This window comes from Streptomyces sp. NBC_01171 (assembly GCF_045039805.1).
Lineage (GTDB): Bacteria > Actinomycetota > Actinomycetes > Streptomycetales > Streptomycetaceae > Streptomyces.
On the sequence record NZ_CP108609.1, the window covers coordinates 506,556 to 532,791 of the forward strand.

The 26,236-nt window shown below is 71.3% G+C and carries 27 protein-coding genes and 1 pseudogene; 12 read left to right on the plus strand and 16 right to left on the minus strand.

Features of this window, described 5'->3' with window-relative positions; translation table 11 throughout:
• Window positions 1–5: 5 nt before the first annotated feature.
• Both OG448_RS02325 and dnaK read right to left on the minus strand, forming a co-directional pair.
• On the minus strand, window positions 6–617 hold the full coding sequence (locus OG448_RS02325; protein ID WP_405551158.1) for a nucleotide exchange factor GrpE: 612 nt from the start codon (window positions 615–617) through the stop codon (window positions 6–8).
• Window positions 618–625: 8 nt separating this feature from the next.
• Window positions 626–2,527, minus strand: a complete 1,902-nt coding sequence (dnaK, locus tag OG448_RS02330) for a molecular chaperone DnaK (RefSeq protein WP_405551159.1) — start codon at window positions 2,525–2,527, stop codon at window positions 626–628.
• 292 nt (window positions 2,528–2,819) lie between these two features.
• Here dnaK and OG448_RS02335 point away from each other — a divergent pair, with 292 nt between their 5' ends.
• Window positions 2,820–4,601, plus strand: coding sequence for a PucR family transcriptional regulator (locus OG448_RS02335; RefSeq protein WP_405551161.1), 1,782 nt, complete (start codon window positions 2,820–2,822; stop codon window positions 4,599–4,601).
• 54 nt (window positions 4,602–4,655) lie between these two features.
• Here the strand turns inward: OG448_RS02335 and OG448_RS02340 are convergent, their stop codons facing one another.
• Window positions 4,656–5,546 (minus strand): LysR family transcriptional regulator, encoded by an 891-nt coding sequence (locus OG448_RS02340; RefSeq protein ID WP_405551162.1) that lies wholly within the window; start codon window positions 5,544–5,546, stop codon window positions 4,656–4,658.
• A 266-nt stretch (window positions 5,547–5,812) separates the two neighbouring features.
• Between OG448_RS02340 and OG448_RS02345 the strand changes: the two genes are divergently transcribed.
• From OG448_RS02345 to OG448_RS02355, 3 genes are all read left to right on the plus strand, one after another.
• Entirely contained in the window at window positions 5,813–7,000 is a 1,188-nt protein-coding gene (locus OG448_RS02345; protein ID WP_405551163.1) for an MFS transporter, read from the plus strand.
• A gap of 102 nt (window positions 7,001–7,102) precedes the next feature.
• Window positions 7,103–7,948 (plus strand): aldo/keto reductase, encoded by an 846-nt coding sequence (locus OG448_RS02350; protein WP_405551164.1) that lies wholly within the window; start codon window positions 7,103–7,105, stop codon window positions 7,946–7,948.
• 13 nt (window positions 7,949–7,961) lie between these two features.
• Window positions 7,962–8,573, plus strand: a complete 612-nt coding sequence (locus OG448_RS02355) for an NAD(P)H-dependent oxidoreductase (RefSeq protein WP_391295806.1) — start codon at window positions 7,962–7,964, stop codon at window positions 8,571–8,573.
• Window positions 8,574–8,614: 41 nt separating this feature from the next.
• Here the strand turns inward: OG448_RS02355 and OG448_RS02360 are convergent, their stop codons facing one another.
• The 3 genes from OG448_RS02360 to OG448_RS02370 are packed head-to-tail and all read right to left on the minus strand — an operon-like array spanning window position 8,615 to window position 10,295.
• The gene (locus tag OG448_RS02360) at window positions 8,615–9,634 is read right to left on the minus strand and encodes an LLM class oxidoreductase (RefSeq protein WP_405551166.1); all 1,020 of its coding nucleotides are present in this window, start codon (window positions 9,632–9,634) and stop codon (window positions 8,615–8,617) included.
• Between the two features lie 53 nt (window positions 9,635–9,687).
• Complete coding sequence (locus OG448_RS02365) at window positions 9,688–9,909, minus strand: glycogen debranching N-terminal domain-containing protein (RefSeq protein ID WP_405551168.1); 222 nt, start codon at window positions 9,907–9,909, stop codon at window positions 9,688–9,690.
• An 8-nt stretch (window positions 9,910–9,917) separates the two neighbouring features.
• Window positions 9,918–10,295 (minus strand): DUF2267 domain-containing protein, encoded by a 378-nt coding sequence (locus tag OG448_RS02370; RefSeq protein ID WP_405551170.1) that lies wholly within the window; start codon window positions 10,293–10,295, stop codon window positions 9,918–9,920.
• 655 nt (window positions 10,296–10,950) lie between these two features.
• Between OG448_RS02370 and OG448_RS02375 the strand changes: the two genes are divergently transcribed.
• Window positions 10,951–11,400 carry a DUF1931 family protein gene (locus OG448_RS02375; RefSeq protein WP_405551171.1) on the plus strand — a complete coding sequence of 150 codons (450 nt, stop codon included), beginning with the start codon at window positions 10,951–10,953 and terminating at the stop codon, window positions 11,398–11,400.
• 83 nt (window positions 11,401–11,483) lie between these two features.
• On the plus strand, window positions 11,484–12,050 hold the full coding sequence (locus OG448_RS02380) for a type 1 glutamine amidotransferase domain-containing protein (RefSeq protein ID WP_405551173.1): 567 nt from the start codon (window positions 11,484–11,486) through the stop codon (window positions 12,048–12,050).
• A 119-nt stretch (window positions 12,051–12,169) separates the two neighbouring features.
• Here OG448_RS02380 and uvrA read toward each other — a convergent pair whose 3' ends face one another.
• A complete protein-coding gene (gene uvrA, locus OG448_RS02385) occupies window positions 12,170–14,656 on the minus strand; it encodes an excinuclease ABC subunit UvrA (protein WP_405551174.1) in 2,487 nt (828 codons plus the stop codon).
• A 213-nt stretch (window positions 14,657–14,869) separates the two neighbouring features.
• On the opposite strand from uvrA, the gene OG448_RS02390 reads away from it, so the two are divergent.
• Window positions 14,870–15,958: a hypothetical protein gene (locus OG448_RS02390; protein ID WP_405551175.1), complete on the plus strand. Its 1,089-nt coding sequence runs from the start codon at window positions 14,870–14,872 to the stop codon at window positions 15,956–15,958.
• A 335-nt stretch (window positions 15,959–16,293) separates the two neighbouring features.
• Window positions 16,294–17,469, plus strand: a complete 1,176-nt coding sequence (locus OG448_RS02395) for a glutathione-independent formaldehyde dehydrogenase (protein ID WP_405551176.1) — start codon at window positions 16,294–16,296, stop codon at window positions 17,467–17,469.
• A 170-nt stretch (window positions 17,470–17,639) separates the two neighbouring features.
• Here the strand turns inward: OG448_RS02395 and OG448_RS02400 are convergent, their stop codons facing one another.
• Window positions 17,640–18,272, minus strand: coding sequence for a type III effector protein (locus tag OG448_RS02400; protein ID WP_405551179.1), 633 nt, complete (start codon window positions 18,270–18,272; stop codon window positions 17,640–17,642).
• A gap of 125 nt (window positions 18,273–18,397) precedes the next feature.
• On the opposite strand from OG448_RS02400, the gene OG448_RS02405 reads away from it, so the two are divergent.
• The 3 genes from OG448_RS02405 (at window position 18,398) to OG448_RS02415 (ending at window position 19,831) form a co-directional block, all read left to right on the plus strand.
• A complete protein-coding gene (locus OG448_RS02405) occupies window positions 18,398–18,829 on the plus strand; it encodes an Hsp20/alpha crystallin family protein (protein WP_405551181.1) in 432 nt (143 codons plus the stop codon).
• A 93-nt stretch (window positions 18,830–18,922) separates the two neighbouring features.
• The gene (locus OG448_RS02410) at window positions 18,923–19,318 is read left to right on the plus strand and encodes a DUF2267 domain-containing protein (RefSeq protein ID WP_405551183.1); all 396 of its coding nucleotides are present in this window, start codon (window positions 18,923–18,925) and stop codon (window positions 19,316–19,318) included.
• A 69-nt stretch (window positions 19,319–19,387) separates the two neighbouring features.
• Window positions 19,388–19,831 (plus strand): DUF2267 domain-containing protein, encoded by a 444-nt coding sequence (locus tag OG448_RS02415; protein ID WP_405551186.1) that lies wholly within the window; start codon window positions 19,388–19,390, stop codon window positions 19,829–19,831.
• Between the two features lie 241 nt (window positions 19,832–20,072).
• Here the strand turns inward: OG448_RS02415 and OG448_RS02420 are convergent, their stop codons facing one another.
• From OG448_RS02420 to OG448_RS02450, 7 genes are all read right to left on the minus strand, one after another.
• A complete protein-coding gene (locus OG448_RS02420) occupies window positions 20,073–20,378 on the minus strand; it encodes a UBP-type zinc finger domain-containing protein (protein WP_405551189.1) in 306 nt (101 codons plus the stop codon).
• A 65-nt stretch (window positions 20,379–20,443) separates the two neighbouring features.
• On the minus strand, window positions 20,444–20,896 hold the full coding sequence (locus OG448_RS02425) for a hypothetical protein (protein WP_405551191.1): 453 nt from the start codon (window positions 20,894–20,896) through the stop codon (window positions 20,444–20,446).
• A gap of 297 nt (window positions 20,897–21,193) precedes the next feature.
• Window positions 21,194–21,901: a glycosyltransferase gene (locus OG448_RS02430; RefSeq protein ID WP_405551192.1), complete on the minus strand. Its 708-nt coding sequence runs from the start codon at window positions 21,899–21,901 to the stop codon at window positions 21,194–21,196.
• A complete protein-coding gene (locus OG448_RS02435; RefSeq protein ID WP_405551194.1) occupies window positions 21,898–22,524 on the minus strand; it encodes a class I SAM-dependent methyltransferase in 627 nt (208 codons plus the stop codon). The genes OG448_RS02430 and OG448_RS02435 overlap by 4 nt, the downstream gene beginning before the upstream one ends.
• Window positions 22,521–23,282, minus strand: a complete 762-nt coding sequence (locus tag OG448_RS02440; RefSeq protein ID WP_405551196.1) for a PIG-L deacetylase family protein — start codon at window positions 23,280–23,282, stop codon at window positions 22,521–22,523. The genes OG448_RS02435 and OG448_RS02440 overlap by 4 nt, the downstream gene beginning before the upstream one ends.
• Entirely contained in the window at window positions 23,279–24,340 is a 1,062-nt protein-coding gene (locus tag OG448_RS02445; RefSeq protein ID WP_405551198.1) for an acyl-CoA dehydrogenase, read from the minus strand. Before OG448_RS02445 ends, OG448_RS02440 begins: the two co-directional genes overlap by 4 nt.
• 185 nt (window positions 24,341–24,525) lie before the next feature.
• A complete protein-coding gene (locus OG448_RS02450) occupies window positions 24,526–24,978 on the minus strand; it encodes an SRPBCC family protein (RefSeq protein WP_405551200.1) in 453 nt (150 codons plus the stop codon).
• 96 nt (window positions 24,979–25,074) lie between these two features.
• Between OG448_RS02450 and OG448_RS02455 the strand changes: the two are divergent.
• Window positions 25,075–25,452 (plus strand): annotated as a pseudogene (locus tag OG448_RS02455) (DUF4396 domain-containing protein); the annotation flags it as partial.
• 335 nt (window positions 25,453–25,787) lie between these two features.
• On the opposite strand, the gene OG448_RS02460 reads toward OG448_RS02455, so the two are convergent.
• Window positions 25,788–26,219: a MarR family transcriptional regulator gene (locus OG448_RS02460; RefSeq protein ID WP_405558645.1), complete on the minus strand. Its 432-nt coding sequence runs from the start codon at window positions 26,217–26,219 to the stop codon at window positions 25,788–25,790.
• Window positions 26,220–26,236 lie beyond the last annotated feature (17 nt).

A 26,236-nucleotide genomic window follows, 5' to 3' on the forward strand; every position in this document is an offset into this window, starting at 1 on the left:
ACCGGTCACTCCCGCTTCGCGACCGTCACGGCGGCGGGCCTGAGCTGCCGTTCGCCGTCCCCGTAGCCGGGGCGCAGCACCTCGACGACGGTACCCGGTGGGGCGTCGGGGTCCTCGACGACACCGACCACCTCGTGCCGGGCCGGGTCGAAAGCGAGGCCGTGCTCGGCGTGCCGGGGGTAGCCGAGCAGTTCGAGGACGTTCACCGCCTGGTCGCGGACCGCCCGGACGCCCTCCACGATCGCGTCCGGATCGGCGCCGGCATGGGTCAGGGCCAGTTCGAGATTGTCCAGTACGGGCAGGAAGGCGGCGGCCGTACGGGAACGCTCCGCGGTCCGCTCCCGCTCCAGTTCCCTGGCGTGGCGCTTACGAAGGTTGTCGAGGTCGGCGAGTGCGCGCCGCCAGCGGTCCTCCAGTTCCTGGATCGCGGTCGTGTATTCGTCCTCGGCAGGCGTGGGGCCGGCGGCGTCGGGTCCTGGTTCGCCGTACGCCGCTTCCGGCCGGGGTGGCGGACCCGGCTGGCGCAGGTCCCCGCGCGGAGGGGTTACGGCGCCTTCCGGCACCGGTTCGACCGGATCGGCCCCGGTCCTGCCGGGTTCCTGGGGGTGGATGGGCATGGCGCGCCTCAGCCCTTGTCGAACTCGGCGTCGATGACATCATCGTCACCGCCACCGTCACTCGCGGGACCGCCGGTGGTGGCGTCCTGGCCTGGACCGCCACCCGGGGCGGCGGCGCCCTGATGGGCCGCCAGCCCGGCGAGCACCTGCTGGAGTTCGGAGGTAAGGGGCCGCACACGCTCCACGCCCGCCTCCTCCTTGACCGCCGCCCGGGCGTCGGACACGAGCATCTCGGCGCGTGCCTTCTCGTGCGCGGGCGCCGCGTCGCCCAGTTCGGCGAGACGCTTCTCGACCTGGTACGCGACGGCGTCGAGTTCGTTGCGGGCGTCGACGGCCTCGCGGAGTGCCTGGTCCTGGCCCTGGTTGCGCTCGGCCTCCTGGACCATGCGCTCGACCTCACCGCGGTCCAGGTTGGAGCTCTCGCTGATGGTGATGCCCTGCTCCTTGCCGGTGTCCCGGTCGCGGGCCTTGACGTCGAGGATGCCGTTGGCGTCGATGTCGAAGGTGACCTCGACCTGTGGTTCGCCCCGCGGCGCCGGCCGGATGTCGGTGAGCTGGAACCGGCCCAGCACCCGGTTGTCCGCGGCCCGCTCACGCTCGCCCTGGAGGACCACCACGTCGACGGCGGGCTGGTTGTCCTCGGCGGTGGAGAAGGTCTCGCTGCGGCGTACCGGGATGGTGGTGTTCCGCTCGATGATCTTGGTCATGACTCCGCCGCGCGTCTCCACGCCCAGCGACAACGGGGTGACGTCGAGCAGCAGGACGTCCTTGACCTCGCCCTTGAGCACCCCGGCCTGGATCGCGGCACCCAGGGCCACGACCTCGTCGGGGTTGACGCTCATGTTGGGTTCCTTGCCGCCGGTCAGTCGGCGGACCAGAGCCTGGACAGCGGGGATGCGGGTGGAACCGCCGACGAGGATCACTTCGTCGATGTCGCTCTCGCCCACCTTGGCGTCGGTCATGGCCTGCTGGACCGGCCCCAGGCAGCGCTCCACCAGGTCGCTGGTGATCTGCTCGAACGTGGACCGCATGATCGAGGCGGTGAGATGCTTGGGCCCGGCGGCGTCGGCGGTGATGAACGGCAGGCTGACCTGCGTCTGCGTCACCGAACTCAGCTCGGTCTTGGCTTTCTCCGCCGCCTCGAACAATCGTTGCAGCGCCTGCGGGTCCTTGCGCAGGTCGATGCCGTTCTCCTTCTGGAAGTCGTCCGCGAGGTAATCCACCAGGCGCCGGTCGAAGTCGTCGCCGCCCAGGTGGCTGTCACCGGCGGTGGAGCGGACCTCCACCACGCCGTCGCCGACGTCGAGGATGCTCACGTCGAAGGTGCCGCCGCCCAGGTCGAAGACGAGGACGGTCTCGTGCTCCTTCTTCTCCATGCCGTACGCGAGCGCGGCCGCCGTCGGCTCGTTGATGATCCGCAGCACCTCCAGTCCCGCGATCCGTCCGGCGTCCTTGGTGGCGGTGCGCTGAGCGTCGTTGAAGTAGGCGGGCACCGTGATGACCGCCTCCGTGACCCGCTCCCCCAGTTGCTTGGACGCGTCGTCGGCCAGTTTGCGCAGCACCTGCGCGCTGATCTCCTCAGGCGCGTACAGCTTGTCGCGCACCTTGATGCGGGCCGCTCCGCCCTCGCCCTCGACGACGTCGTACGCCACCGCCCTGGCCTCGTCGGAGATCTCGTCGAAGTGCCGGCCGATGAACCGCTTGGCAGAGTAGATGGTGCCCTTGGGGTTGAGGATCGCCTGGCGCCGGGCCAGTTGGCCCACCAGTCGTTCCCCGGTGTCGGTGAAGGCCACCACGGACGGTGTCGTGCGGTTGCCCTCGCTGTTGGGCACGACGGACGGCTCGCCGCCCTCCCACACGGCGATCACCGAGTTGGTGGTGCCCAGGTCGATGCCCACTGCCTTGGCCATGAGGAACTCCTCCCGAGTACGGCGCCCGCGTCGACTCTCCGGATCACGTTCGTTCAGGTGAAGGTGGGACCTCCGCCGGTTTCCCTTCGGTGCGCACGGAGGGTCTCGGACACTCCCCAGGGTGACGACCCGCGCGGCTCCACGCTTGCGCCTGGCGAGTCAGGGATGCACGGGTCCGGTCGCCCTACGGGTACGAGAGAAAGAATGCGGACATCTCGGGTAAGCCGGTCGGGAGCGGGTACGCGACGTACCGCTCGCCTCCCTGACGGCTCAGGGAGAACGGAGTGATCCCATGGCCGGCAGTCGCAGGCACAGCTCGTACCACCGCTGCTCCGACCGGGCGAGCGGCCTTCCGCGGGGCAGCGCCCGGCGGCACCTCACGGCCGCGCGCACACGGCCTCGCCCGCCCGCTCGCACGCCGGCCGACGATGCCCTGCGCGACCTGATGAGGCTCTTCCCCGCCATGTTCCACACGCCGGACGAAGGCGAGATCCTGCGCCTGGCCACGGACCACATAGCCGCAGCGGGGCCATACCGTGCCGAGGCCGGATACCTCAAGGTGGGCGGCGACCTGGTCCTCAGCCCGAGGAAGGGGCAGTTGCATGCCTCGGCCGTAGGCCGCAGGGTGCGGGAGCTGGCCGGGCAGGACGGCCCGGTGACCGTACCCGGCAGGCGCTGGGGCCGGGCTCTGGGACTACGCGGACTCGAGGGCCTCCACGGCTACCTCGTGGTGACGTCCCGCTCCCGGCCCACCGAGGCCGAGCGGTCCCTGCTCACCGCGCTCGTCCGGCACACCGCTGCCGCACTGTCAGTCGCCGTCGCCCACCGCCGCCGACGCGAGGACGCGCTGGAGCTGCACCGGCTGAGGAACGAACGCACAGCCCTCCAGAGGCAGTTGATCTCCGTCGTGGCTGAGCTGGAGTACCAGCGGGCCATGCACACGATCATGGCCGAGGTCGCTGCCTCGAACGGCGGCGAGGAGGCCACCACGCGCGCACTGCACCGGCTCACCGGGCTCCCCGCGCTGTTCGAGGACCGCTTCGGCCGGTTGAGGTCCTGGACCGGCCCCAGCCGCCCCGACCCCTATCCCGAACCGGACCCCGTACGCCAGGACGAGATGCTGCACGCCGTCGCCCGTCAGGTCGGGCCGGTGCGGATAAAGGACCGGCTGGTCGTCCTGGTACGCCCGCACGGCGAGATCCTGGGCGTGCTGGCCCTGGTCGATGTCCGGGACGAGGCCGACGAGCACACCGTGCTCGCGCTGGAACGCGCCGCCGCGTCGCTCGCCCACGAGCTGACGCACCTGCGTGATCTGGTCGAAGTGGAGCTGAGGCTGCACCGCGAGCTGGTCGACGACCTCCTGGCGGGGACGGACGAGGCGAGCGCCTACGCCCGGTCCGAGGCGGTCGGACACGACCTGCACCGCAGCCACTACATCGTCGTGGTGCAATGGCCCGACCGGACCGTGGACGACGCCTTCGCGCAGACCGTGGGACGGGCGGCCTCTGCCGTGGGCATGCGCTCGCTGCTGACCCGACGTTCCGACCACGTGGTGCTGGTCGCCGACGACAGGCCGCCCGACCGCGCCCTGTACGAGACGCTCGCCCGGGCCACCGGGACACGGTCCGGGACGATCGGGGTGAGTGCCCCTTGCGACTCCCTGGCCGACATCCCCCACCATTACCAGGAGGCGCAGCGCGCCGTGGCAGTGCGCCGCCACTCCCGCGAGCGCTATGGCACGACGTTCTTCGACGAGCTCGGCCTCTACCGCATCCTGGGACCTGGCAACGACTACCGGGAACTGGAAACGTTCGTCAACGAGTGGCTCGGGCAGCTCATCGACTACGACTCCCGGCACCACGGGACCATGGTGGAGACCCTGACCCGGTACTTCGACTGCGGCGGCAACTACGACGAGAGCGCCGAGTCGCTGGCGATCCACCGCAGCACGCTGCGCTATCGGCTCCAGCGGATCCGCGACATCAGCGGTCACGACCTCGCGAACGTCGAGGACCGGCTCAACCTCCAGGTGGCTACCCGAGTGTGGAAGATCGTGCTGAGTGGTCCCGGCTGATGCCTCGTCGGCACTGCTGCGCGACCGGGTGACGCCCGGGCCGCGGCCCGGGCGTCACAGGGCGATGACGTGGTCATCGACCAGGTCGAGCAGCGCCCGCAGGGCCGAGCTGGGCCGCCGGGTCGACGACGTGCCCAGATGCATGCTCCAGCGGAGCCTGGTGCCGTGGACGTCCAGGGTGTGCAGGCCGGGGGTGCGGGCAACGGCGAACGCGGGCAGGAAGGCGATGCCCAGACCGTGCCGGACCAGTGCCGCCCCCATGTCGATGTCGGGCACTTCCAGGGCCACCCGGCGCACGACACCCGCCGCCGCGAACGCCCGGTCGACCACCTCGCGGTTGCCGTAGCCCGGCGGGAAGTCCACGAAGGGCTCCGCCGCGAGGTCCGCGAGTGCCACCTCCCCCCGCTGCGCGAGCGGATGGGCGGCGCTCACCACCAGGACGAGCGGCACGGTGGCCAGCTCGCGTGCGTCGATCCCGGCGGGTTTGTGCTCGGGCAGCGACAGGAAGGCCACGTCCAGATCCCCGCTGAGCAGTGCGTGCGCAAGCCCCGCCGATCCGGTCGTCGCCAGCCGCAGCCGGACGTCGATCGCCGGATGCCGCGCGTGCAGTTGCCCGAGGAGCGCAGGCAGGTCCACCACCTCGACCGAGGCCATGGCGCCCACGTTGACCGTGCCGCGCAGCGTGTCCTGTGCGGCGCGCACGGCGTCCTGGGCCGCCTGAGCGGCGTGCAGGGTGGCCCGAGCCTCCGGCAGCAGCGCAGCCCCCGCCCCGGTGAGCCGGACCTGCTGCGAGGTGCGCTCGAACAGCGTGCAGCCGAGCTCGCGCTCCAGGGAGCGGATCGCGGCGGACACCCCGGACTGCACCACGTGCAGCCGACGAGCGGCACGCGTGAAACTCAGCTCCTCGGCGACCGCGATGAAGTGCTCAAGCTGACGTAGCTCCACCCGAGAAGTATCACTCGCGTTGCTCGAGCCCAGCAAAAACATTCGTTGGCACTGATCCCTCCTGGTGAGGAGGATGGAAGGCGTCATCCACTTCCGCCCGAGGAGGGGTACCCCTGCCTGCCGTTCCGACGCCGCTGAGCCGTCCCACCGCCGACGCTCCCGACGACCCGACCCACCGGACCCCAGCTCTCGCTCCCGCCGGCCTGCCGCCCCGCGTCCCCGCGCCGCGCCGTGCCTCGCACACGACCGGCTTCTGGTTCGTGGCGGTGGCCTTCACCGTGCTGATGGCCTTCGGTACCGCGCCGACCCCCCTGTGGCCGCTGTACGCGGCCAGGGACCACTTCGGCGCGACCACGGTCACGGTGGCGTACGCCTCGATGGTCGTGGGCGCGGCGGCCGCCTTCCTCGGGCTGGGACACCTGTCGGACCGGCTCGGCCGACGGCGCGTCATCGTCCCGGCACTGCTGGTCGGCATCGTCGCGTCGGTCGTACTGATCGTGTGGCGGGACCTGCCGGGGCTGATCGCGGGCAGGATCCTGAACGGTGTCGGACTGGGGCTGATGGCCTCGACAGCGACGACGTACCTGCACGACCTCCACCACGAGGCCCGTCCGGACCGGACGGATTCGGTGCTGCCGGGCATCGTGGCCACAGCCGCCAACCTCGGCGGCCTGGCCACGGGGCCCCTGGTCGCCGGAGCCGTCGCCGAGTGGCTTCCCACGCCCCTGATCACCACCCAGGCGATCTTCTCGCTCGCCATGGCAGTGTGCCTGGCGCTGGTGCTGTCCACCCCGGAGACGGTGGATCTGGAGCTGCCCGCGGCCGAACCGCCCAGCAGGTTCGTCCTGTGCCCCGGCGGTCGGCGGACGTTCGGCGCGGCCGGCGCGCTGGGCGCCTTCGCCTTCGCGATCCTCGGCCTGATCTCCTCCCTCGGGGCGAGCGTGCTCCACGGCACCCTGCACACCGACTCGCACCTCGTGGTCGGCCTGGCGGCCTTCCTGATGTTCGGTTCGGCGGCGGCCGCCCAACTGGTGCTGGGCCGCCTCCCGCTGCCCCGGCTCCTGACCGTGGGGGCGGTGGTCTTCCCGGTCGGCCTGGTCCTGTGCGCCGTCGCCCTCTACCATCCGGCGCTCTGGCTCTACCTGGTCGCCGTGTCCCTGTCGGGAGTCGGCTCCGGGCTGCTGTTCAAGGGAGGCGTCGAACGTGCCGTCTCGGTAGCCGCACCCGCCTCACGCGCGGGGGTCCTCGCCGTGTTCTTCGTCGTCGCGTACCTGGGAATGGGCCTGCCCTCCGTCCTGTTCAGCATGGCCCTGCGGCATTTCGCCGTGCAGACCGCGATGATCGGCTTCGCGGCGGTTCTCTCCTGCGGCGCCGTCGTGTCGGTCGCCGTCGCGTTGCGCGACCGCGCACCCGGTCCCGGCACGGTCTCGACGCAGTCCGCTCGCCCCTCCTGACCTCCCTGCGGCGCATGTGACACCGGTTGTCTGGGGGGCGCGGACCTGGGCACTCGGTGCGGGCGCAGGTGACATGGATCCGCGGCAGACGGGAGGCCCGAGATGTCTGCGGAATCGGCCAGAACCCTCACACTCCCCTCCGGTGAGGAGATCGCGGCGCTCGGGCAGGGCACCTGGTACCTGGGCGAGGACCCGGCCCGGCGTGAACAGGAGATCGCCGCGCTGCGGCTGGGCGTGGACCTGGGCATGACCGTCGTCGACACGGCGGAGATGTACGGCGACGGCGCAGCCGAGGAGCTCGTCGGGGAGGCCATCCGGGGACGCCGGGAGGAGGTCTTCCTCGTCAGCAAGGTGCTGCCCGGTCACGCCGACCGGAAGGGCACCGTCGCCGCCTGTGAGGGCAGCCTGCGGCGCCTCCGCGCGGAACGGCTGGACCTCTACCTGCTGCACTGGCGGGGACGGTGGCCCCTCGAAGAGACCCTTGCGGGATTCACCGACCTGATGGAGGCGGGGAAGATCCGTTACTGGGGCGTGAGCAACCTGGACGTCGCCGGCATGACCGAGCTGACCGCCCTCCCCGGCGGCGACGCCGCGGCCGTCGACCAGGTGCTGTACAACCTCTCCCGGCGCGGCATCGAGTGGGATCTCCTCCCCTGGTGCCGCGAGGCCGGGGTGACGGTCATGGCCTACTCACCGGTCGAGCAGGGGCGGCTGCTGAAGGTCGAGGCCCTGGGTGCCGTGGCCCGGGCCCTCGGAGCCACGCCGACCCAGGTGGCACTCGCCTGGGTGCTGGCACAGGGGGTGGCAGCGATCCCGCGATCCGGATCACCCGATCACATTCGGGAGAACCGCGGTGCGATGGACCTCCACCTTCCCACCGAGGCGCTCGACGCCCTCGACGAGGCGTTCCCGCCGCCGAGCGGGCCCACGCCCCTGGAGATGCTCTGAAGGAGTGGACAGGATGGCGCGCCCCCCGCTCGTCGTCGGAATGGGGGGTTCGCTGCGCACCCCGTCGACCAGCCTCACCGCACTGTGTGTGGCGGTCGAGGGGGCCGCGGAGGCGGGCGCCGACACCCAGGTGATCGACCTCAAGCGGCTGGATCTTCCGTTCTACACCTCCGAGCACGGGGTCCCACCGTCCGCTCGCCGGTTTGCGGACACCGTGCAGGCCGCCGACGCCCTGCTGTGGAGCAGCCCGACGTACCACGGGTCGGTCAGCGGCGCGTTCAAGAACGCGGTGGACTGGCTCGCCCTCCTTGCCGACCACGACCCGCCCTACCTGAGCAACACACCCGTGGGGATGCTGGCGACCGCCGGTGGAGTGCAGGGCCTGCAGGCGATCAATGCGATGGAGTTCATCGTCCGGTCGCTGCGCGGCTGGGCGGTGCCGCTGGTGTTCGCGGTCCCGCGGTCCTCCCGGGTCTTCGATGGCGACGGACGCCTCACCGACCAGGCGGTCGGGGACCAATTGCGCGGTCTCGGCGCGGAGGTGACCAGGGCGGCCCTGCAGTTCCGGGCGGAGGGCACGTGTGACTACGCCCAGGAGCGGCCGTCCGGGGCCGTCCTGGAGTGAACCGGCCCTGGCACACGGGGGGCGCCGGAGGTCGGACTCCCTCAGGGCCCGGTCCGCCCCGCGGACCGCCTGGGCTCGTCGCGCGCCGCGGAGCGCCCGGGCGGGAAGTGCGGCAGCACGTGCTCGGCCAGTTCGTCGATCACTTCGGCGACCGGGCGGCGGCTGTGCTTGAAGTTGATCATCAGTTGGTCGATGCCGATGTCCTGCCAGGCCCGCATCATCGCGAGGAACGACACCCGGCCCACCGAGAAGCCCTGGTGGATGCGCCGGGGCAGGGCCAGCGGGTTCTCGGTCAGGTCCAGATAGGTGGCCTGGGCGTACGGCTTGAACCCACCACCGTCGCTGCGGGTCAGCTCCCGCCACCGCTCGATGTTCTCGGCCTGCTGCTGGAGCGGCGGGGTGTAGTACAGCCAGCCGTCCGTGTTGTCGGCGATCCACCGGACGTCCTGCCTGCCGTGGCCCGTCATCAGTACGGGGATCCGCCCGTACACCGGCTTGGGCAGCAGATCGGTGCCGCGCATCTGGCCGAGCGGCGACTCCACGTGCGGGAAACGGTGCTCGAGGACGACACGGAAGTACTCCAGCGACTGCCGGAACCTCTCGGCCCGGCCGCCCAGGTCCTGACCGAAGGCCGGGAACTCCACGGGCCGGTCACCGGTGGCCACCCCGAGCAGGAGCCGTCCGCCGGACAGTTGGTCCACCGAGGCGGCCGCCTTGGCGGTGTGCAATGGATGCCGCAGCGGCATGACGATGCTGGCGGTCCCCAGGGTGATCGAGGTGGTGCGGGCGGTGAGCTGTCCCAGGTACACCCATGGGTCGAAGACCTGCCCGGCGTCCCCGAAGCTCGGGTCCAGCAGCGGCACGTCACGGACCCACACCGAGGCGAAGCCGGCCCGCTCGGCCTGCTGGATCCGCTCGATGTGCCCGGCCAGGGACGGTACGGGCCCGTCGAAGCCCTCCAGGGGCGTGATGGCGCCCACGGTCATCCTGCCGCCGGGATACGCCCTGGCCATGGCCGCGTGCTCGGAGAACGGCCGCTGCGCCCCGCCTTCGACATCCACGGGTGCGCCGGCTGAGGGAACTGTCGGTTGTGTCATGCGATCCTCCGGCGATTTCACGCAGTGGCCGGGTCCCCATCCATGGGCAGTGTGACCGGCACCGTCATCGGACGCGTACTGAGGTTGCGCAACCGGAGGTCCTCGCGCATCCCCTCGCCGACGGGGCGCCGACGTTCCACTCGGAGCTGCCGGTCGGAGATGATCCGCACGTCGCCGGCCCCTGGTACCCCGGCCTCCGGTTCCGTCTCCTCGATGACGGCGCCGACCTTGTCGGTCATGGCTCCGCCTAGCCTGGGGCGCCGACGAGAGCCTCGAAGTCCCGTGGCAGCTGGGCCAGTACGTGGCGGAACTCTCCATCACTGACCGCGTCCCTCAGGGTGCTCAGCTCGGCCCGTACGCCCTCGCGGGCCTCGTCCGGGCTCACCCCTGCTCGTCTGCTCACCCGGTTGACGAACTCGTCGAGTCCGAAGGGCTCGGCCTCAGGAGTGGGAGAGACCAGCGGTTCCTTCAGCGGCTTGGGCAGTTCGGACGCGAGGTCCTCCGCCTCGCCCCTGGTGAGCCGCTCGGCCAGGGTTTCCAGAGTGGCGCGGGTGAGGGGCTCCGCCTTGTCCGGAGGGACAGGGGCGCGCCGGGTGATGGTGTCAAGGAAGGTGTTGTAGTCCATGAGCCGTCCTCCTTCTGAAGCTGTGCAGCTCGCCGGCGGGGACTTGAGACACCCACCGAAGGGTGCGTCGTGCGGCTGAGAGGGGCGGGCCGAGGCGCGTCATTGTGCATGCGCGTCAGCAGGGCCGAGTGACACCCCACATTTCTATGTTCCGGATGTCGGCCACACCCTGCCTGCTCCCGGCGGGAGGAAAAGAGGTGGGCTCGATAGAACTCCGAGCACAGGTGCAAACGCCTCCGCCCCGGCGAGGGGAGCCGGCGCCGGTCTGCCCGATGTGCGTCAGGGCGCCGTGCCTGCGGGCGCGGTCGGCCGTCCCGCCGCCGCGTTCCGGCCGGCCCTTCGGCCCGTTCGGCATCGAAAGCGACAGCGCGTGCGATGCAGCCGAACTGTCGGGCGATGTCCGCCGGCGACACTCTCGTAGCGATTCGAGGCGTTGCAACGCCGTGCAACCTCCTGCGGACGGATGGCCGTACGGCTGGCCGGGGATGCCTGCGCACTTCATGCTGCTCTGCCAGGGGAAGAGGGGGCTCCCTTTTTCGGCCTGGGGTGCGGAGGCGCTCGGCAGGGGGCTCTGCGAATCTCGACCGGGTGACAGCCGATGGCGGCGCGGGCGGGAACGAACGACGCCGTCCGTTCCGGCGAGGAGGCGAGAAGCATGACTGTGATGGGTGTGCCGAAGTTCCAGAGGTTCTTCCGCGCCGCCGCGAGCCTCGACGTGGACAAGAACGACCTGAAGCGGTACGGCGACTTCGTCGACGCCAAGCTGTACGACCTCCTCGTCGTCGGCCAGGCGTCGGCCAAGGCCAACGGCAGGGATACCGTCGAGCCGTGGGATCTGCCGATCACCAAGGGCCTCCAGGAGAGCATCCACCGGTTCCGGCGGCTCGACGAGGAGGTCGAGCTGAAGCCGATCCTGGAACAGCTCGCCGCACACCCTCCGCTCGACAGGACCCCCACCCAGGAGACCGAAGAGCGCTACCCCGAGATCATCGGTGGTCTCAGCGTCGCACTCGCCGAGACGTTCAAAATCATGTACCCGGATGTCAAGAACCCGCAGACCAGTCACTGGGAGGGCGTGACCGCGGTGTTCGACCGGCTGCTGTAGGAGCCGCGCCCCGGTGCATGTCGCCGCCGGACCGAACTGAGATGCCGGACGGGGGGTGGGCCAGGAAGTGAAGGGAGCCGACCATGACACAGGAACTGCAGGGGATGCGGGTGGGAATTCTTGCCACCGACGGCGTCGAGCGCGTGGAACTCGACCTGCCGCGCGGTGCGCTACAGGGTGCGGGGGCCAAGACCGAGATCCTCTCGCTCCACCCCGGTGAGATCCAGGCCCGGCAGTTCGACCTCAACGCGGCCGGAACCTTCCCCGTGGACCGCCTGGTCGCCGACGCTTCCGTCGGCGACTACGACGCCTTGCTCCTGCCCGGCGGCACCATGAACCCTGACCAGCTACGCATGGACCGCGACGCGGTGCGGTTCGTCAAGGACTTCATGGCCAGCGGGAAACCGGTCGCGTCGATCTGCCACGGCCCGTGGACCCTGGTGGAGGCCGACGCCGTGCGCGGTCGCCGGCTGACGTCCTGGCCCAGCATCCGCACCGATCTGCGCAACGCCGGCGCGGAGGTCGTCACCGACCAGGAGGTGGTCGTCGACGGGCAGTTGATCACCAGCCGTGGCCCGGCCGACCTGCCCGCCTTCTGCGCCGCCGTCGTGGAGCAGTTCGCCAGGGCGCACCACCCCGTGCCCGGCTGACCCGGCGGCCTGGTCTCAGGCGGTGGGAGCAGCGCGGTGCACGGTCGACGGCACAGGTTCCGGAGCCGCACCGCCGTTCCGTGGCGGATCGTGTCTTTCGATCACGGGTCGGGCAGGGTCTACGCTCCGTCCCCCGGGTGGCGACGCGCCAGCCGGGCCGCGAGATGGGGCGCGGTGGCGCTACGGCGGGTCTTCGCCACCTTGGCCGGCGGCCCCGCCGCGACCACCCGCCCACCCGCGTCGCCGCCGCCCGGCCCGAGGTCGATGACCCAGTCGGCGGTGGCGATCGTGTCCAGGTCGTGCTCGACGAGGACGACCGTGTTGCCGGCGTCGACGAGCCGGTGGAGTTGTCGCAGCAGCAGCGCGATGTCCGAGGGGTGCAGCCCCGCCGTCGGCTCGTCGAGCAGGTAGAGCGCGTGCCCGCGGCGGGCTCGCTGCAGTTCGGTGGCCAGTTTGATGCGTTGCGCCTCACCACCGCTGAGTTCCGTCGCGGGCTGGCCCAGCCGCAGGTACCCCAGTCCCACCTCGCGCAGCGTCTCCAGACTCCGGGAGGCGGCCGGGACGGCGGACAGGAACTCGGCGGCGGCGTCGACGGACAGCGCCAGCACTTCCGCGATGTTCTTGCCGCGGTAGGTGACTTCCAGCGTTTCGGCGTTGTACCGGGCGCCATGGCAGGTCGGGCACGGTGCGTAGGTGCCGGGCAGGAACAGCAGTTCCACCGCGACGAAGCCTTCGCCCTGGCAGGTCTCGCACCGGCCCTCGGGCACGTTGAAGGAGAACCGTCCGGCCGAGTAGCCGCGCGCCCTGGCCTCGTCCGTCGCCGCGTACAGCTTGCGCACCGCGTCGAACATCCCCGTGTACGTGGCCAGGTTGGACCGGGGAGTCCGCCCGATGGGCCGCTGGTCGACCAGGACCAGCCGGTCGAACGACTCGACCCCCGACGCGTCCTGCACGTCGACCTCCAACTGCGCCTCGTCGGGCTCCTCGGGTGCGAGTCCGAGGTGGCCGCGGACGACCTCGGCGAGCACCTGCGTCACCAGCGTCGACTTTCCGGAACCGGACACGCCCGTCACCGCCGTCAGTACGCAGAGCGGTACCTCGACGGACACGTCGCGCAGATTGTGGCGGGAGACGCCGCTCAGGTGCAGCCAGCCGTGCGGTGCGCGCGGGCGGTGGTCGAGCGGCTGGGCGCGCCCGAACAGGTACTGGCTCGTGGCCGACTCCCCGACCCGCTCGAGACCGGCGACCGGGCCGCTGTACAGCACGCGTCCGCCGCCCTCGCCCGCGCCGGGGCCGATGTCGACCACCCAGTCCGCCCGCCGTACGACGTCCATGTCGTGCTCCACGACGAACAGCGAGTTGCCCGCCGCCTTGAGGCGGTCCAGCACGTCCAGCAGCGGTTCCGCGTCAGCCGGGTGCAGGCCGGCGGAGGGTTCGTCGAGGACGTAGACGACGCCGAACAGCCCCGAGCGCAGTTGGGTGGCGATCCGCAGGCGCTGCGCCTCGCCGGGCGACAGGGTCGTCGAGCGGCGCCCGAGGCTGAGGTATCCGAGGCCCAGATCGAGCAGTACCTCGATCCGCGCGACCAGATCGCCGCAGATCCGGACCGCGACCTCGGTCGTCTCCCCGGATCGGGCGGTCGACGTGGTGGCGTCGGCCTCGGACCGCCTGGCGACGGGCCGCAGCAGCGCCACGACCTCGGTGAGCGGCATCGCGTTGATCTCGGCGATGGAACGTCCGGCGAAGGTCACGGCGAGCGCCTCGGGCCGCAGTCCGCTGCCGTGGCACTCGGGGCAGGGCACACTCCTGACGAACCGCAGCGCCCGTTCACGCGTCTTCTCGCTCTTGGAGTCGGCGAGGACGTGCATGACGTGCTTGCGGGCGCTCCAGAACTTGCCCTGGTAGCCGTAGTCGACGCGGTCCTCCTCCGGCTCGATGTACACGGAGGGCTGCTCGTCCGTGTACAGCAGCCAGTCCCGGTCCTTCTTCCTGAGCCTGCGCCACGGCCGGTCGATGTCGATCCCCAGGCCGTTCACGACACTGCGCAGGTTGGCGCCCTGCCAGGCGCCCGGCCAGGCGGCGATCGCCCCCTCGCGGATGCTCAGCGAGGGGTCCGGGACGAGCAGGTCCTCGGCGACGTCGTGCACGACGCCCAGTCCGTGGCACTGCGGGCAGGCGCCGGCCGCGGTGTTGGGTGAGAACGATTCGGCTTCCAGCCGTACGGCCCCGGGCGGGTAGGTGCCGGCGCGGGAGTACAGGATGCGCAGCAGATTGGACAGGGTGGTGATGGTGCCGACCGTCGAGCGTGAGCTGGGCGACCCGCGTCGCTGCTGCAGGGCCACGGCGGGAGGCAGTCCGGTGATTTCCTGTACGTGTGGGGCGCCGACCTGTTGCAGCAGCCTTCGGGCGTACGGTGCCACGGACTCGAAGTAGCGCCGCTGGGCCTCCGCGTAGAGCGTGCCGAACGCGAGCGAGGACTTGCCCGAACCGGAGACGCCGGTGAAGGCGACCATCGCGTCCCGCGGAACGTCGACATCGACGTTCCGCAGGTTGTTCTCACCGGCGCCCCGGACATGCACGAAGGGGTCGGTCGCGTCCTTGTCCACCGTTCCTGATTACCCGATCGCGCCGAGAACCGCGCGACAGCCGTCACCGGTCGTCGTGGCGGGGTGCGGGACGGCGTCGCTTGCGCTGACGGGCGGAGACCAGCGTGTCACGCGGCGTCGGCGCAGCCTCGGAGGCATCCTGGGGGCACGTGTGATCGCGGGGGCGGCCGACGTGAAGGAGTCATGCGGGTGTCGTCTCAGGGCGTTACGGTCGTGGCTCTTCTGGCGGACCCCGACGCGCCGACGGAGATCGCGCAGCGCATGGCCCGCGCACTTCCCGCTCGGCTCGCCGAAAAGTCGGGCCACGGGCGACGGTTCGACGTGCAGGTGGTCAGTGAGCCCTTCACCGCGGGGACCGAGGACCCGCCCACCCTGATGCGCCGGATCATGGATCGGGCGAGGACGGAGAACTGGGACATCGTCGTGGCCCTCACCGACCTTCCGCTGCACTCGCACGGGCGCAAGCTCGTCGTGGCTCTGGATCACGAGCACGGCCTGGCGCTGCTGTCCCTTCCTCCGCTGGGCGGCCTGCGGTTGCAGACGAGAGCACGGCAGGCCGTGGAAGAAGCCGTGCTGAGCTTGGCGGGCCCGCGAGCCACCGGTGACGAGGGACTGTCGTCGAGTCAGCCGCTGGGACGCTTCGTCGGTCGTCTTGCGCCTATTCACCGGGACCATGTCGGTGAAGAGGAGACCGTTGATCTTCGATACGTCGTCAGCGGGCCGCGCGGTTACCTGAGGATGCTCGGCGGTATGGTCCGCGCCAACCGGCCGTGGCGCTTGGTGCCGGGCTTGTCGAAGGCCCTGGCGGCCGCACTCGCCACGGGAGCGGTCGCCACCGTGAACTCCACGGTCTGGAGCCTGGCCGAGTCACTGAGCGTGCCGCGCCTCGTGATCGCCATGGTCGGGTCCGTCGCGCTCATGATCGGCTGGCTGATCGTGGACGCGCACCTGTGGCATCGGTCGACAGACGCCTCGCCGGAGGAGAGGAAGAGGACGGGCCTGTACAACGCCTCGACGATCGTGACCGTGGGTATCGGGGTGATCGTGTGCTACGTGGGTCTGATGGGCATCAACTTGTTGTGGGCGCTGTTCATCCTCAACGACCGGGTGTTCGCCTCCATGACACGGACTCCGCTGCACGCCACGGACTACTGGACGTTGTCCTGGTTCGTCGCTTCGGTCGCCACGGTGGGCGGCGCGCTGGGATCGGGCCTGGAGAGCGACGAGGCGATCCGGGCGGCTGCCTTCTCCAAACGCGAACAGGAACGCCGCAGCGTGCTGCAGGACGACGAGGGTGAGTAATCGGTGACTTGAGTCGGAGATGTGTCGTCGTCTCATGGGTGGTGTCACGCCTGGAGATTCCGTTGATCCATGGGTGCGCGGCGGTTTCACGCCGGGGCCTACGGGGACTCGGACGGCACGCCACCGCGCATGCCGAGCGCGGCAGCGTCGGCGCGCGGACGCTCCGTCTGGCGGGCCGGCGGCGGCACCACCGTTCCGCCCGATCCGGGTGAACGGCCCGCAGAGACGTGCCGGAGCCATGGACCCCTCGTGGCAACGACCTTCGGGAGTCGGCTCCGTGCTCTGCCTCCTCACCGTTGTGCCGCGGCCATGCCGAGGCACCAAGGGAAGTCATCATGAAAGCAGCGGTATATGAAGGACCGCGAACGGTCGCGGTGAAGGACGTACCGGACGCGAAGATCGAACACCCCTGCGACATCATCGTCAAAATCACCACCACCAACATCTGCGGTTCGGACCTGCACATGTACGAGGGCCGCACCTCGTTCGAGTCCGGCCGCACCCTGGGACACGAGAACATGGGCCAGGTCGTGGAAGTCGGCCCGGCCGTCCGCAAGGTCCAGGTCGGCGAGTACGTGGTCCTGCCCTTCAACATCGCCTGCGGCTTCTGCAAGCAGTGCGAGCGAGGTCTCACCAACTACTGTCTGACCATGCAGCCGGAACCGGCCCTCGCCGGAGCCGCCTACGGATTCGCCGACATGGGCCCCTACCAGGGCGGCCAGGCGGAACTGCTGCGCGTGCCCTACGGCGACTTCAACGCGCTGCGCCTGGGCGAGGACGCCGCCGAGCGGCAGACCGACTACGTGATGCTCGCCGACATCTTCCCCACCGGCTACCACGCCACCGAGATGGCCCACGTCAAACCGGGCGACCAGACCGTCGTCTTCGGAGCCGGTCCCGTCGGGCTGATGGCGGCCTACTCCGCCCTCCTCAAGGGCGCCGGCCGCGTCTGGGTGGCCGACCACCACCCCGACCGGCTGGCCAAGGCGGAGGAGATCGGGGCCATCCCGATCAACACCGCCGAGCAGACGCCGGCCGAGGTCGTCAAGGAGGCAACCCTCGGGCTGGGCGCCGACAACGGCTGTGAGTGCGTCGGCTACCAGGCCCACGACCCGCAGGGGCACGAGGACGCCAGCCTCACGCTCAACGGACTGATCGACTCGGTCAGGTTCACCGGCGACATCGGCGTGGTGGGCGTGTTCCTGCCCGAGGACCCCGGCGGCGCCCAGGCCCAGGGGGAGTTGGAGGCGCACGGCAAGGTCCCGATCGACTTCGGCATGATGTGGTTCAAGGGCCAGCAGATGGGAACCGGCCAGGCGCCGGTGAAGAGGTACAACCGGGCGCTGCGGGATCTCATCGCCGGCGGGAAGGCGAAGCCGAGCTTCGTCGTCAGCCACGAACTGGGCCTGGACGAGGCCCCCACCGCCTACGAGCACTTCGACGCCCGGGACGCGGGCTGGACCAAGGTGGTCCTCCATCCGAACGGACACGGGAACGGCCACAGGCAGTAAGGCGCCCTGGCGACTCTCAGCGGTGTCCGCCGTGGCGGCGCCCCGTGCAGCAGTGCGGCCGCCGGCCCGTTCGCGGGGTGTTCCAGCGGCCGGCCCGATCCACCAAGAAGGGCCCGGCGAGCTGTCCCTCGTCCGGGTCCTCGGTGAAGTGGCCGGAGTACCTGCGCTGTTCAGGGGGGCGTGAGGGTGTCGAGCCGGGCGGCGAGGTCGGGGTGGGCGGCTGCCAGGTAGGGGCGGGTGGCGGTCAGGGGGGCGATGAGGTCGGCGGCATCGTCGTGGGCGAGGGCCGCGTGGAGCTTGTCGAGCGGGCGGCGGGCGGCGGCGGGCAGGTCGGTGAGGGCGGTGATCTGGCCCGCGATGCGGCGCAGGTCGGCGGCGTTCGCGCGGGCCCAGGCGGCGGTGGTGCGTCCGGCGGCCCGGGCCTGGCGGGTGGCCGTCACGCGCTGCTCGCCGGTGGTCCCGGCGGGGCCGGGGCGACCGCGTAGATAGCGGCGTTCGGCTGCCTGGCGACTGGCCACGCCGAGTGGATGGGCGAGGTCGGCCCAGCTCGCGCCCGCGTCGCGGGCGGTTTCGATCAGGCCGGTCTCCCATCCCGCGAGCTGCTCGCGCACCTGCCGAAGCAGCAACAGGGAGGCCAACGCCTGCTCAGGCCCGGAACCGGCACCGTCGGACATGCCCGGAGAGCCCCGCTGGGCCTCCCGCAGGGCGTCGTCTATGGCGTGCAGGGCCGCTGAAGCGGCGAGCAACGACATGGGGCTGTGGGGCTTCGTGCTGGTCGTGGACGGCTGGTCGGCTGCGGTCACGGGCACCTCCCTCGCATTGTCATCATGTTGATGACATCAGGTTTGTCATCCATCGGATGACATGCTACAACAGTGCCCGTGAGCGCATTGGCAGCAACTGCCTGACCTGCTGGAGGTGTTTTCACGTGTTGATGCGCACTGACCCCTTCCGTGAGCTGGACCGGCTGACTCAGCAGCTGACGGGGCCGGGAACCTGGTCGAGGCCATCGGTGATGCCGATGGACGCCTACCGCGAGGGCGACGAGTACGTGGTGGCCTTCGACCTTCCCGGTGTCACCGTGGATGCCATCGACATCGACGTGGAGCGGAACATGCTCACCGTCAAGGCCGAGCGTCGGCCGGGGACGAAGGCCGACGACGTGCAGATGGAGCTGTCCGAGCGGCCGTTGGGCGTCTTCTCCCGCCAGCTCGTGCTCGCCGACACTCTCGACACCGAGCACATCCAGGCCGACTACGACGCGGGCGTGCTCACCCTGCGCATCCCGATCGCCGAGCGCGCCAAGCCTCGCAAGATTTCCGTCGGCGTCGGCTCCGGCCGCAAGGAGATCTCCGGCTGACACCGGCCGGACGGGTGCGGAGGACGGGCATCCGATCTCCCCCTCGCTCCGCCTCCGCACCTCCGTGGGCAGTCCGAAGAAGGGCGCGGTGAGATGACTCTGCGACGCGAAGCGTTCCTCGACCAGGTGAAGGATCGCGGCGAATACGGCACCGCGGCGGAAGCAGAGCGCGCGGCTCGCGTGGTACTCGCGCTGCTCGGCGCGCACGTGGTCGGCGAGGTCCGCGCCCAGCTCGCGGCGCGCCTGCCGGAGGGATTCGCCCTGATCCTGCTCAATCCGCTGCACAGCGCCGAACCGCTGTCCCCCGAGCGGTTCGTCCGGGCGACCGCCGCCTGGATCGACGGCGCCACCGAACAGACCGCGGCCTGGGATGTCAGCGCCGTGCTGTCCACCGTCGCCGACTCCGTCGGCGACGACCTGCTGGGACAGATCATGCTCCAGCTCCCCGCCGGCTACGACCTCCTCTTCGGCCGCCCCCAGCCCACCTGATTGTGACCGGCGGTGCCGCGCCCCGGCACCGCCCCACCCATCCCGGCTCCATGAAAGGCATGCACTGCAGTGATGTCCGACGCGCGCGTTCCGCTTGAGCACCAGCAGCCGTACGGGACGGCGTATGAGCAGATGCTGGAGAAGGTCCGCTACGAAGGTGCCTACCCCACCCGCGAGAAGGCCGACGAAACCGTCCGCCTGGTCCTCGCGGGGCTCGGACGCCAGATGACCGGCGACGAACGCGCCGCTCTCGCCGCCTGTCTGCCGGTGGAGGCCGCATGCGTGCTGACCGCGCAGATACCCGACACCCGCCCCCTGACCGGCTGGGCCTTCGTCAAGGACCTTGCCGCCCGCACCGGCGCATCCCTGGCCACCACCCGCTGGGACACCGGAACCGTCTTCTCCGCCGTCGCAGCCCACGCGGGCCCCAACCTCGTCACCCGCATCCTGGGTCAGCTCCCCAGCGGCTACGCCCTGCTGTTCGGCCGCGCCGAACTCACCTCCGCCGCGTAGCCGACGACGTGCGAGGCGGACGAGACCGCCGCGTCACCGTCCGCCCTTGCTTGCCCGCCGCTTTGCGCGATGCCAGGTAATCCCTGTCGGCACCGGCTCTTCCCTGGACTCCGTGACCAGCCGCTCCGGCATCTCCGCCTGGGGACCGGTGACTTGGAGCGAGCTGTGACCACGGCGACGTCTTCGCTCGGGGCCCGTCGGATGCCTGCCTCACCGAAGGCGTTGACGCGCCGGCGCCACGTCACTGCGGCCGCAGGTAGACCTCGTCGACGTAGCACCACGCCCACTCCTCCCCCGGCTCGGCCGACATGGCCACAGGGTGCCCGCTCTCCTCGTGGTGCGAGGCCGCGTGGGCGCCGGGAGAGCTGTCACAGCATCCGAGGTGTCCGCACGTGAGGCACATGAGCAGATGGACCCACCGCCTGTTCGCTGCCGTGCACTCGCGGCAGCCGCCGCCCGCCGCGTGGGGTGGGTCGGGCTGATCGAGGTGCGCGCAGCACCGGCCCTCCGGCCGGCCGCCGTCCGTTCGCGGCACCCAGATGGTCATGGCTCAAGTCCAATCTCGTGGTCCGCTCCGTCGCGCGAAGCGTCTTCTCCCCCGACTGTCCCCCCTCACTCGTCGACAGTCGCCCGGCGCTCGACCTCGCAGTGAGCGATCTTGTCCACACGCCCGGAGTCGGTCACCGGCACCCGGACGGTTGCTTTGTCCAGGGCGGGCACCGACACCTGGTCGGAGGCGTCGGCCAGGTACGAGCCGTGGTCGTCCTGGAAGCTCACCTTCACGGTGAACCGGCTCTCGCGGCCGTTCGGATTCCTGACCTCGACGGTCGCGTACGGATCGTCCGTGCTCGCGCACTCGATGAGCTCGGCGGTGCCGTCCTTCAAGGCGTGGGCCCTGGCACCGGAGGTCGGGGTGGAACGGCTGCCGGGCCGCGAACGGTACGTACCACCGTCGCTGCCACCGGTACTCGCCCCGAGGTCGTACGCGCCACTGCTCGACGAACCGTCGTACGCGTCATCGTCACCGTACGGATCGCTGTCGTACGGGTCGTCGATGCCCGACACCGACGAACTGTCGTGATCCTGACTGGAGTTGCTGCAGCCACCCCCGCTGCCGTGATGGCTGCCGCTCCCGTGGCCACGGCTCGACGAGAACCCGGTGAGGGCCAGCACCACCGTCGCCGACACCGCTGTGAATCTGATCCCGCGCCCCCATGTGTACATGCCGCCACCCTACGGGGCATCACCAGGACGGCGGGCTCCGGTACATGGCCGCTCCTGTGAGGCGGCCCCGGCACCGACCGGCTCTCCGGCGGCCCGGGGCGCAGCAAGGTCCACCGGAACTGGGCCGTGCGCCGGAGGTCAGACGTCCGTGGAGCGGGCCATCGCCGACAGGTAGTGGCCGAAGCCGCCGTGGGCGCGGGGGCGCAGCCGCGGGGAGGTCAGGACCGGGCAGGCGGCGGTGCGCAGTACCCGGTGACCGCGTCGTTCCAACGCGTGCACCAAGGCTCTGTCCTCTCCGGTGGTGAGCGGGGGGAAACCTCCGGCGTCGAGGTAGGCGTCGGCGCCGAAACCCAGGTTGGCGCCGTGCACATGCGGATGGAGCCAGGGTGTGCCCGCCGGCGGCCGCGTCGTCTCGTAGAGCGCGAGGTGCGGCGCCGCCAACGGCGAGGAGAGAGGGAGGGTCACGGTGCCCACCACGGCGTGCCAGCCTTCCCGCGCGCGGGCGAGCTGGTGGGCGAGCCAGCCGGACGGGACGACGCTGTCGGCGTCGGTCGTGGCGACCCACACCGCTGAGGGTCTGGTGAGGCTCCGCTCGAGCGCGTGCCGGACCCCGGCCGCGCGGGCCCGGCCGGGGTTACGGCAGTCGGTGCCGACGACCAGTGCCCCGGCGGCACGGGCCACCGCCTCCGTACGGTCGCGGCAGGCGTCGGCCACCACCACCGTCAGCACCCGGACGGCGGCCAGATCGGGGTGGCGGGCGGCGCGGGCGAGCGCCGCGAGAGCCGCCGGGAGCAGGTGCTCCTCGTCGTGGGCGGGGATGACGACCGCGACGGTGGTCGCGCTCATACGAGCCCTTCGCGAGCGGCGACCCCGGGGGGTGTGCGGCCGTCCGGGCCGGTGCGCTGGTGGACCTGGAGGACGAAGTCCTCCTCGCGGTGGTCGGCGAGCAGGGCGAGTCCCGGCTGCGCGCCGAGTCGGCGCGCGACACCGGTGCCGGTTCTCAGGTGCTCCGCCACCGGATGGTCCCAGTGGACGGTGACCAGGGTGCCGGCCGGCTCCAGCGAGCCGACGGTCCGTTCCAGCAGCTCGTCCAGGGTGCTGTCGTCCAGGTAGTAGAGGAACTCGGACAGCACGACGAGGTCGAACGATCCGTCCGGCCACTCCCCGGGCACCAGCATCCGACGCACCGAGACGTTCGGCAGACCGGCGGTGCGCCCACGGGCGGTCTCGACCGCCGACTCGACCCGGTCGCAGGCGAGTACGGCGTCGCAGCGCTCCGCCAGGCGGACGGTCAGCTCACCGACGGAGCAGCCCGGCTCGAACGCGCGACGGTAGCGGGCCAACGGCAGGGCGGCGACGGTGAGGTCGTACTTGCGCCGTTCGTACCACCGCTCGGCCAACCGCCACGGGTCCTGGGCGGCGCGGTACATGTCGTCGAAGTACGCGTCGGGTGTACGGGGCCTGGTCATCCGAACACCACCTCCCAGCCGCGCAGATGGTGGGCCAGTTCGTCCGGAGGCAGCACCGCGGCGTCCTGCGGAGCGTCGCCGAGCGGCCGGATCTGAGTGACGAACCGGTCGACCGCGGCACGCTTGCGGGCCTGAACGTCGGGCGACAGGACGATCCGGGCGGCCCGCTGCCAGGGCACCCTGGCGTCTCCGGGGCGAGCCCAGTGCCACAGCCACACCGGGTACAGCCGGCACGGCACCGATGTCGCACGGGAGGCGGCCAGCGCGGCGCGGCCCGCCGCCTCGTGATCGCCGTGCACGTCCCCCGTCCATGGCGCCAGGCAGAGCGCGGCGTCCGGCAGCAGGGCGGCCAGCTCCCCCGCCAGGCGCTCCTCGTGCCGGGCCACTGCTGTGTCGGGCAGCCGCAGCCGCACGACCTCCGCCTGTCGTGCCCCCAACTCCGCCAGCGCGTCGCGCAGTTCACCGGCACGCAGCTCGGCGAGCCGGTCAGGGGCCAGACGGGTGGAGCCGGGGTGCGATCCCTCTCCGTCGGTGACGGACACCACGGTCAGCGCGACCCCGGCCGCCGCCAGACGGGCGAGGGTTCCGCCCACGCCCAGGACCTCGTCGTCCGGGTGAGCCGCCACCACCACGACCCGCCCCGCCGTCGGCAGGACGCATTCCGGCATCCGGTCCCAGCCGTCCCATGCGCGCCATTCCCCCTCGTCGGTACCGGGAGCCTGGATCGGGTCGGCGTAGCCCTCGGCCGCGGCGCTCAACGGTCGGCTCCGGCACCGCGGCACACCAAGGCGCCCAGGGCGGCCAGATCCCGTTCGGCGTGGTGCTGGCGCACGTAGACGGTCAGGTCGGCCACGGCCCGCGCGTGCCGCTCGTCGTGGCACAGCGGCCCCGCGCCGGTCGCCCGGCCCACCCGGTCCAGCACCTCGGCGCACACCTCCGCAAGGAGTGTCCGCACCCGCAGGGCGCGCAGCCCGGCCGTACCGGCCTTGTCCAGGGGGTCGGCGTCGATCTCCTCGGCCGCGCGCGCCAGCGCCGCTCCGGCCGTGTGCAGCCGCAGGTCGACCGCACCGGCGTGCGCGTCGGTGAAGGGGTCGGCGCGCCGCCCGGCCCGCTCGAACAGGACCTGGGCCACCGCCTGGGCCCCGCCGTACCAGCAGGCTGCCACGCCCACACCGCCGTGGTGGAAGCCGGGCCGGCGCAGGTATGCCTCCACCCCGCCCACCGGGGTGGCGGGGATCGCGGTGAAGCGGACGTCCGGGCTGTCGCTGCCGGCCATGCCGACCGCCTGCCACGTTCCGGGCACCGGCCGGCAGCCGGGACCGTGCGCGGGCGCCGGCCGCTCCGCGTCAACGGGGGCGCCGGTGCGGACCGCGAAAAGCCGGCGCCCGTCGTCGGCGAGCGCGGTGACCAGGGCGTGGGTGCAGATATGCGCTCCGGAGCAGTACTGCTTGACCCCGTCCAGCACCCAGCCGTCCGCGGTACGGGTGGCGGTGAGCCCGGAACCGGGCGGTTCGGCCGCCCACACACCCCAGTACTCACCGGAGCGCACCGGCTCTCCGTCCAGCTCGGCGAGGATCGCCACCGCGTCCAGATGCCCTTCCGCCAGCCGGGCCGTGCTCAGGTCCTCGCGCGCGAGCCCTGCCAGCGCGTCGAACCGGGCGGCGGTACTGCCGCCTCCGGGCAGCGGGCAGTCCGCCGTCCCGGCCGCCAGCGCGTCGGCGTACCGGATGAACGCTTCGGCCGCCGGGGACCGGGCCGGTCCGTTGTGGTCCAAGGGCTCTTCCTCGTCGGCGGACGGGGGAAGCACATCGTGCATGCAGGGCACTCCTCGCTCGTCCGGCCGCGGCCGGAACCGGTCCGGGTGGACGACGACTTGGTACGGCGTACAGCCATGTCCAGCCGGTACCGGTCAGTGGCGTGGCCGGTTGCGGTTCGGCGGGCCAAGGGCGGGCCCGGCTGTTGTGCGGACCCGCCCCTCACCTCATCGTCGTCGGAGTGGGCTCAGACCTCGCCGCGCCACTGGCCGGTCGCGGCGCCGCCCCGATTCTCGATGAAGGACTTGAACCGCTTCAGGTCGCCGGTGGCCTGGCGCTTGACGAAGCCGAGCTTGTCCCCGACCTTCTCGGTCAGGCTCTCCGGGTCGTAGTCGAGCTGGAGCATGACCTTGGTGGTGCCGTCGTCGATGCGGTGGAACGTGACGACTCCCGCCTGCTTGGCCTCCCCGCCGACGGTGGTCCACGCGACCCGCTCGTCGGGGATCTGCTCGGTGATCTCCGCGTCGAACTCCCGCTCGACGCCGGCGATCTTCGTCTTCCAGTGGAGGAGGGACTCGGTGCGCTGCTCGATGCGCTCGACACCGTCCATGAACTGGGGGAAGTCCTCGAACTGGGTCCACTGGTTGTAGGCGTCCGTCACGGGGACGCTTACCTCGATGGACTCTTCCACCTGCGACATGCGCTTCTCCTTGGCATGAGCCGACACCGCGGGGCCGGCCGAACTGACGTTGATCTCATTCCTCTTTTCCCGTATCGCGGCATGTAGTGCTCGTGGATGCGTCAGGCGGGAACTCGACGGTGCGGGCCGGGGCCCGCAGGCCGGCCCAGCCCCCTCCACCATGTGGGGTGGACATGCTCCGTGCACGCCGCACCGGGCGCCGGAGTGATGGGAGGCACGGCCGCCGGTCTGCACAACGCCGCTACGGTCGTCCTCTCCATCACGCCGGCCTTCGTCTTCGGCTACGCCCTGACCATGCGGGGTGTACTGCGCGCCGGCCTTCCGCTCCCCCAGGCCCTCAAGGTCGCTCTGGCCGCGGACACGGTGTCCATCACCGTGATGGAACTCGTCGACAACACCGTCACGGTGGGCGTCCCGGGGGCCATGGACGCGGGTCTCGCGCAGGCTCTGTTCTGGGTCTCGCTGTCGTCGTCATCGCGAGGCTGGAGCAGGAGCCCGGCGGACGGCTGACCCGACCGCACGCCTGCCTGCTGGCCCGCAAGCCGCCGAGGGCAGAGGCCGGGACGTAGCACCAGATGCCGCGAGTCGGCGCGTCCCCGAGGCCGATCGTGACGACCTCGGCCCGCGGCGCGCGAGTCAGCGCTCCGGGGGTCGCCGGCCGCTTCTCCAGCTCCCCCGGCGTCATGTTCACCGCCTCGCCGAACGCGGCGATGGTGCTCCTCCTGTCGAGTGCCGTACGCGCGACGCCATAAACGGGCCTGCGGCCGGTCCCCAGGCCAGCGTCGCGCCGATGCCCTCCTGACCTCCCGTCACAGCCCCGCCCGCTCGGTGGACTCCAGGACTGCGGTCAGAAAGCGACGTACGGTCTCCAGTTCACCCTCCTCGAACCCGTCCGTCGCTGCCACCACCCCGCCGATCACCGGCCCGAAGAAGGTCCACCCCAGTTCCGTGGCCTTCTCCTGCACCTCCAGGAGTACGCGTCGCCGGTCGGTCGTGTCTCTGCTGCGCCGGACCAGGCCGAGCCGTTCCAGTCGGTCCACGAGGGCGGTGGTGCCGGCGGAGTTCAGGCGGAGTTGCTCGCCGAGCCAGCCGGGGGTGGCGCGGGTGTCGGCCCGGGCCGCGTCCAGCAGGTGGATCAGCGCGCGCACGTCCGTCGGGTGCAGACCGTTGCGCGCGGCGAACTCGGCCCCGAGCAGGTCGAACTCCACGGTGACCGCGCGCAGTAGGTGAACCAACCGCATCGCCGGGCTCTGATCGT

Coding starts and splice junctions, on each gene's coding strand:
- OG448_RS02335 (WP_405551161.1), top strand. CDS start 2,820: ATGGCCGGCAGTCGCAGGCACAGCTCGTACCACCGCTGCTCCGACCGG.
- OG448_RS02445 (WP_405551198.1), bottom strand. CDS start 24,340: ATGCACGATGTGCTTCCCCCGTCCGCCGACGAGGAAGAGCCCTTGGAC.
- OG448_RS02325 (WP_405551158.1), bottom strand. CDS start 617: ATGCCCATCCACCCCCAGGAACCCGGCAGGACCGGGGCCGATCCGGTC.
- OG448_RS02350 (WP_405551164.1), top strand. CDS start 7,103: ATGTCTGCGGAATCGGCCAGAACCCTCACACTCCCCTCCGGTGAGGAG.
- OG448_RS02395 (WP_405551176.1), top strand. CDS start 16,294: ATGAAAGCAGCGGTATATGAAGGACCGCGAACGGTCGCGGTGAAGGAC.
- OG448_RS02365 (WP_405551168.1), bottom strand. CDS start 9,909: ATGACCGACAAGGTCGGCGCCGTCATCGAGGAGACGGAACCGGAGGCC.
- OG448_RS02370 (WP_405551170.1), bottom strand. CDS start 10,295: ATGGACTACAACACCTTCCTTGACACCATCACCCGGCGCGCCCCTGTC.
- OG448_RS02355 (WP_391295806.1), top strand. CDS start 7,962: ATGGCGCGCCCCCCGCTCGTCGTCGGAATGGGGGGTTCGCTGCGCACC.
- OG448_RS02450 (WP_405551200.1), bottom strand. CDS start 24,978: ATGTCGCAGGTGGAAGAGTCCATCGAGGTAAGCGTCCCCGTGACGGAC.
- OG448_RS02430 (WP_405551192.1), bottom strand. CDS start 21,901: ATGAGCGCGACCACCGTCGCGGTCGTCATCCCCGCCCACGACGAGGAG.
- dnaK (WP_405551159.1), bottom strand. CDS start 2,527: ATGGCCAAGGCAGTGGGCATCGACCTGGGCACCACCAACTCGGTGATC.
- OG448_RS02420 (WP_405551189.1), bottom strand. CDS start 20,378: ATGACCATCTGGGTGCCGCGAACGGACGGCGGCCGGCCGGAGGGCCGG.
- OG448_RS02380 (WP_405551173.1), top strand. CDS start 11,484: ATGACACAGGAACTGCAGGGGATGCGGGTGGGAATTCTTGCCACCGAC.
- OG448_RS02460 (WP_405558645.1), bottom strand. CDS start 26,219: ATGCGGTTGGTTCACCTACTGCGCGCGGTCACCGTGGAGTTCGACCTG.
- OG448_RS02375 (WP_405551171.1), top strand. CDS start 10,951: ATGACTGTGATGGGTGTGCCGAAGTTCCAGAGGTTCTTCCGCGCCGCC.
- OG448_RS02410 (WP_405551183.1), top strand. CDS start 18,923: ATGACTCTGCGACGCGAAGCGTTCCTCGACCAGGTGAAGGATCGCGGC.
- OG448_RS02435 (WP_405551194.1), bottom strand. CDS start 22,524: ATGACCAGGCCCCGTACACCCGACGCGTACTTCGACGACATGTACCGC.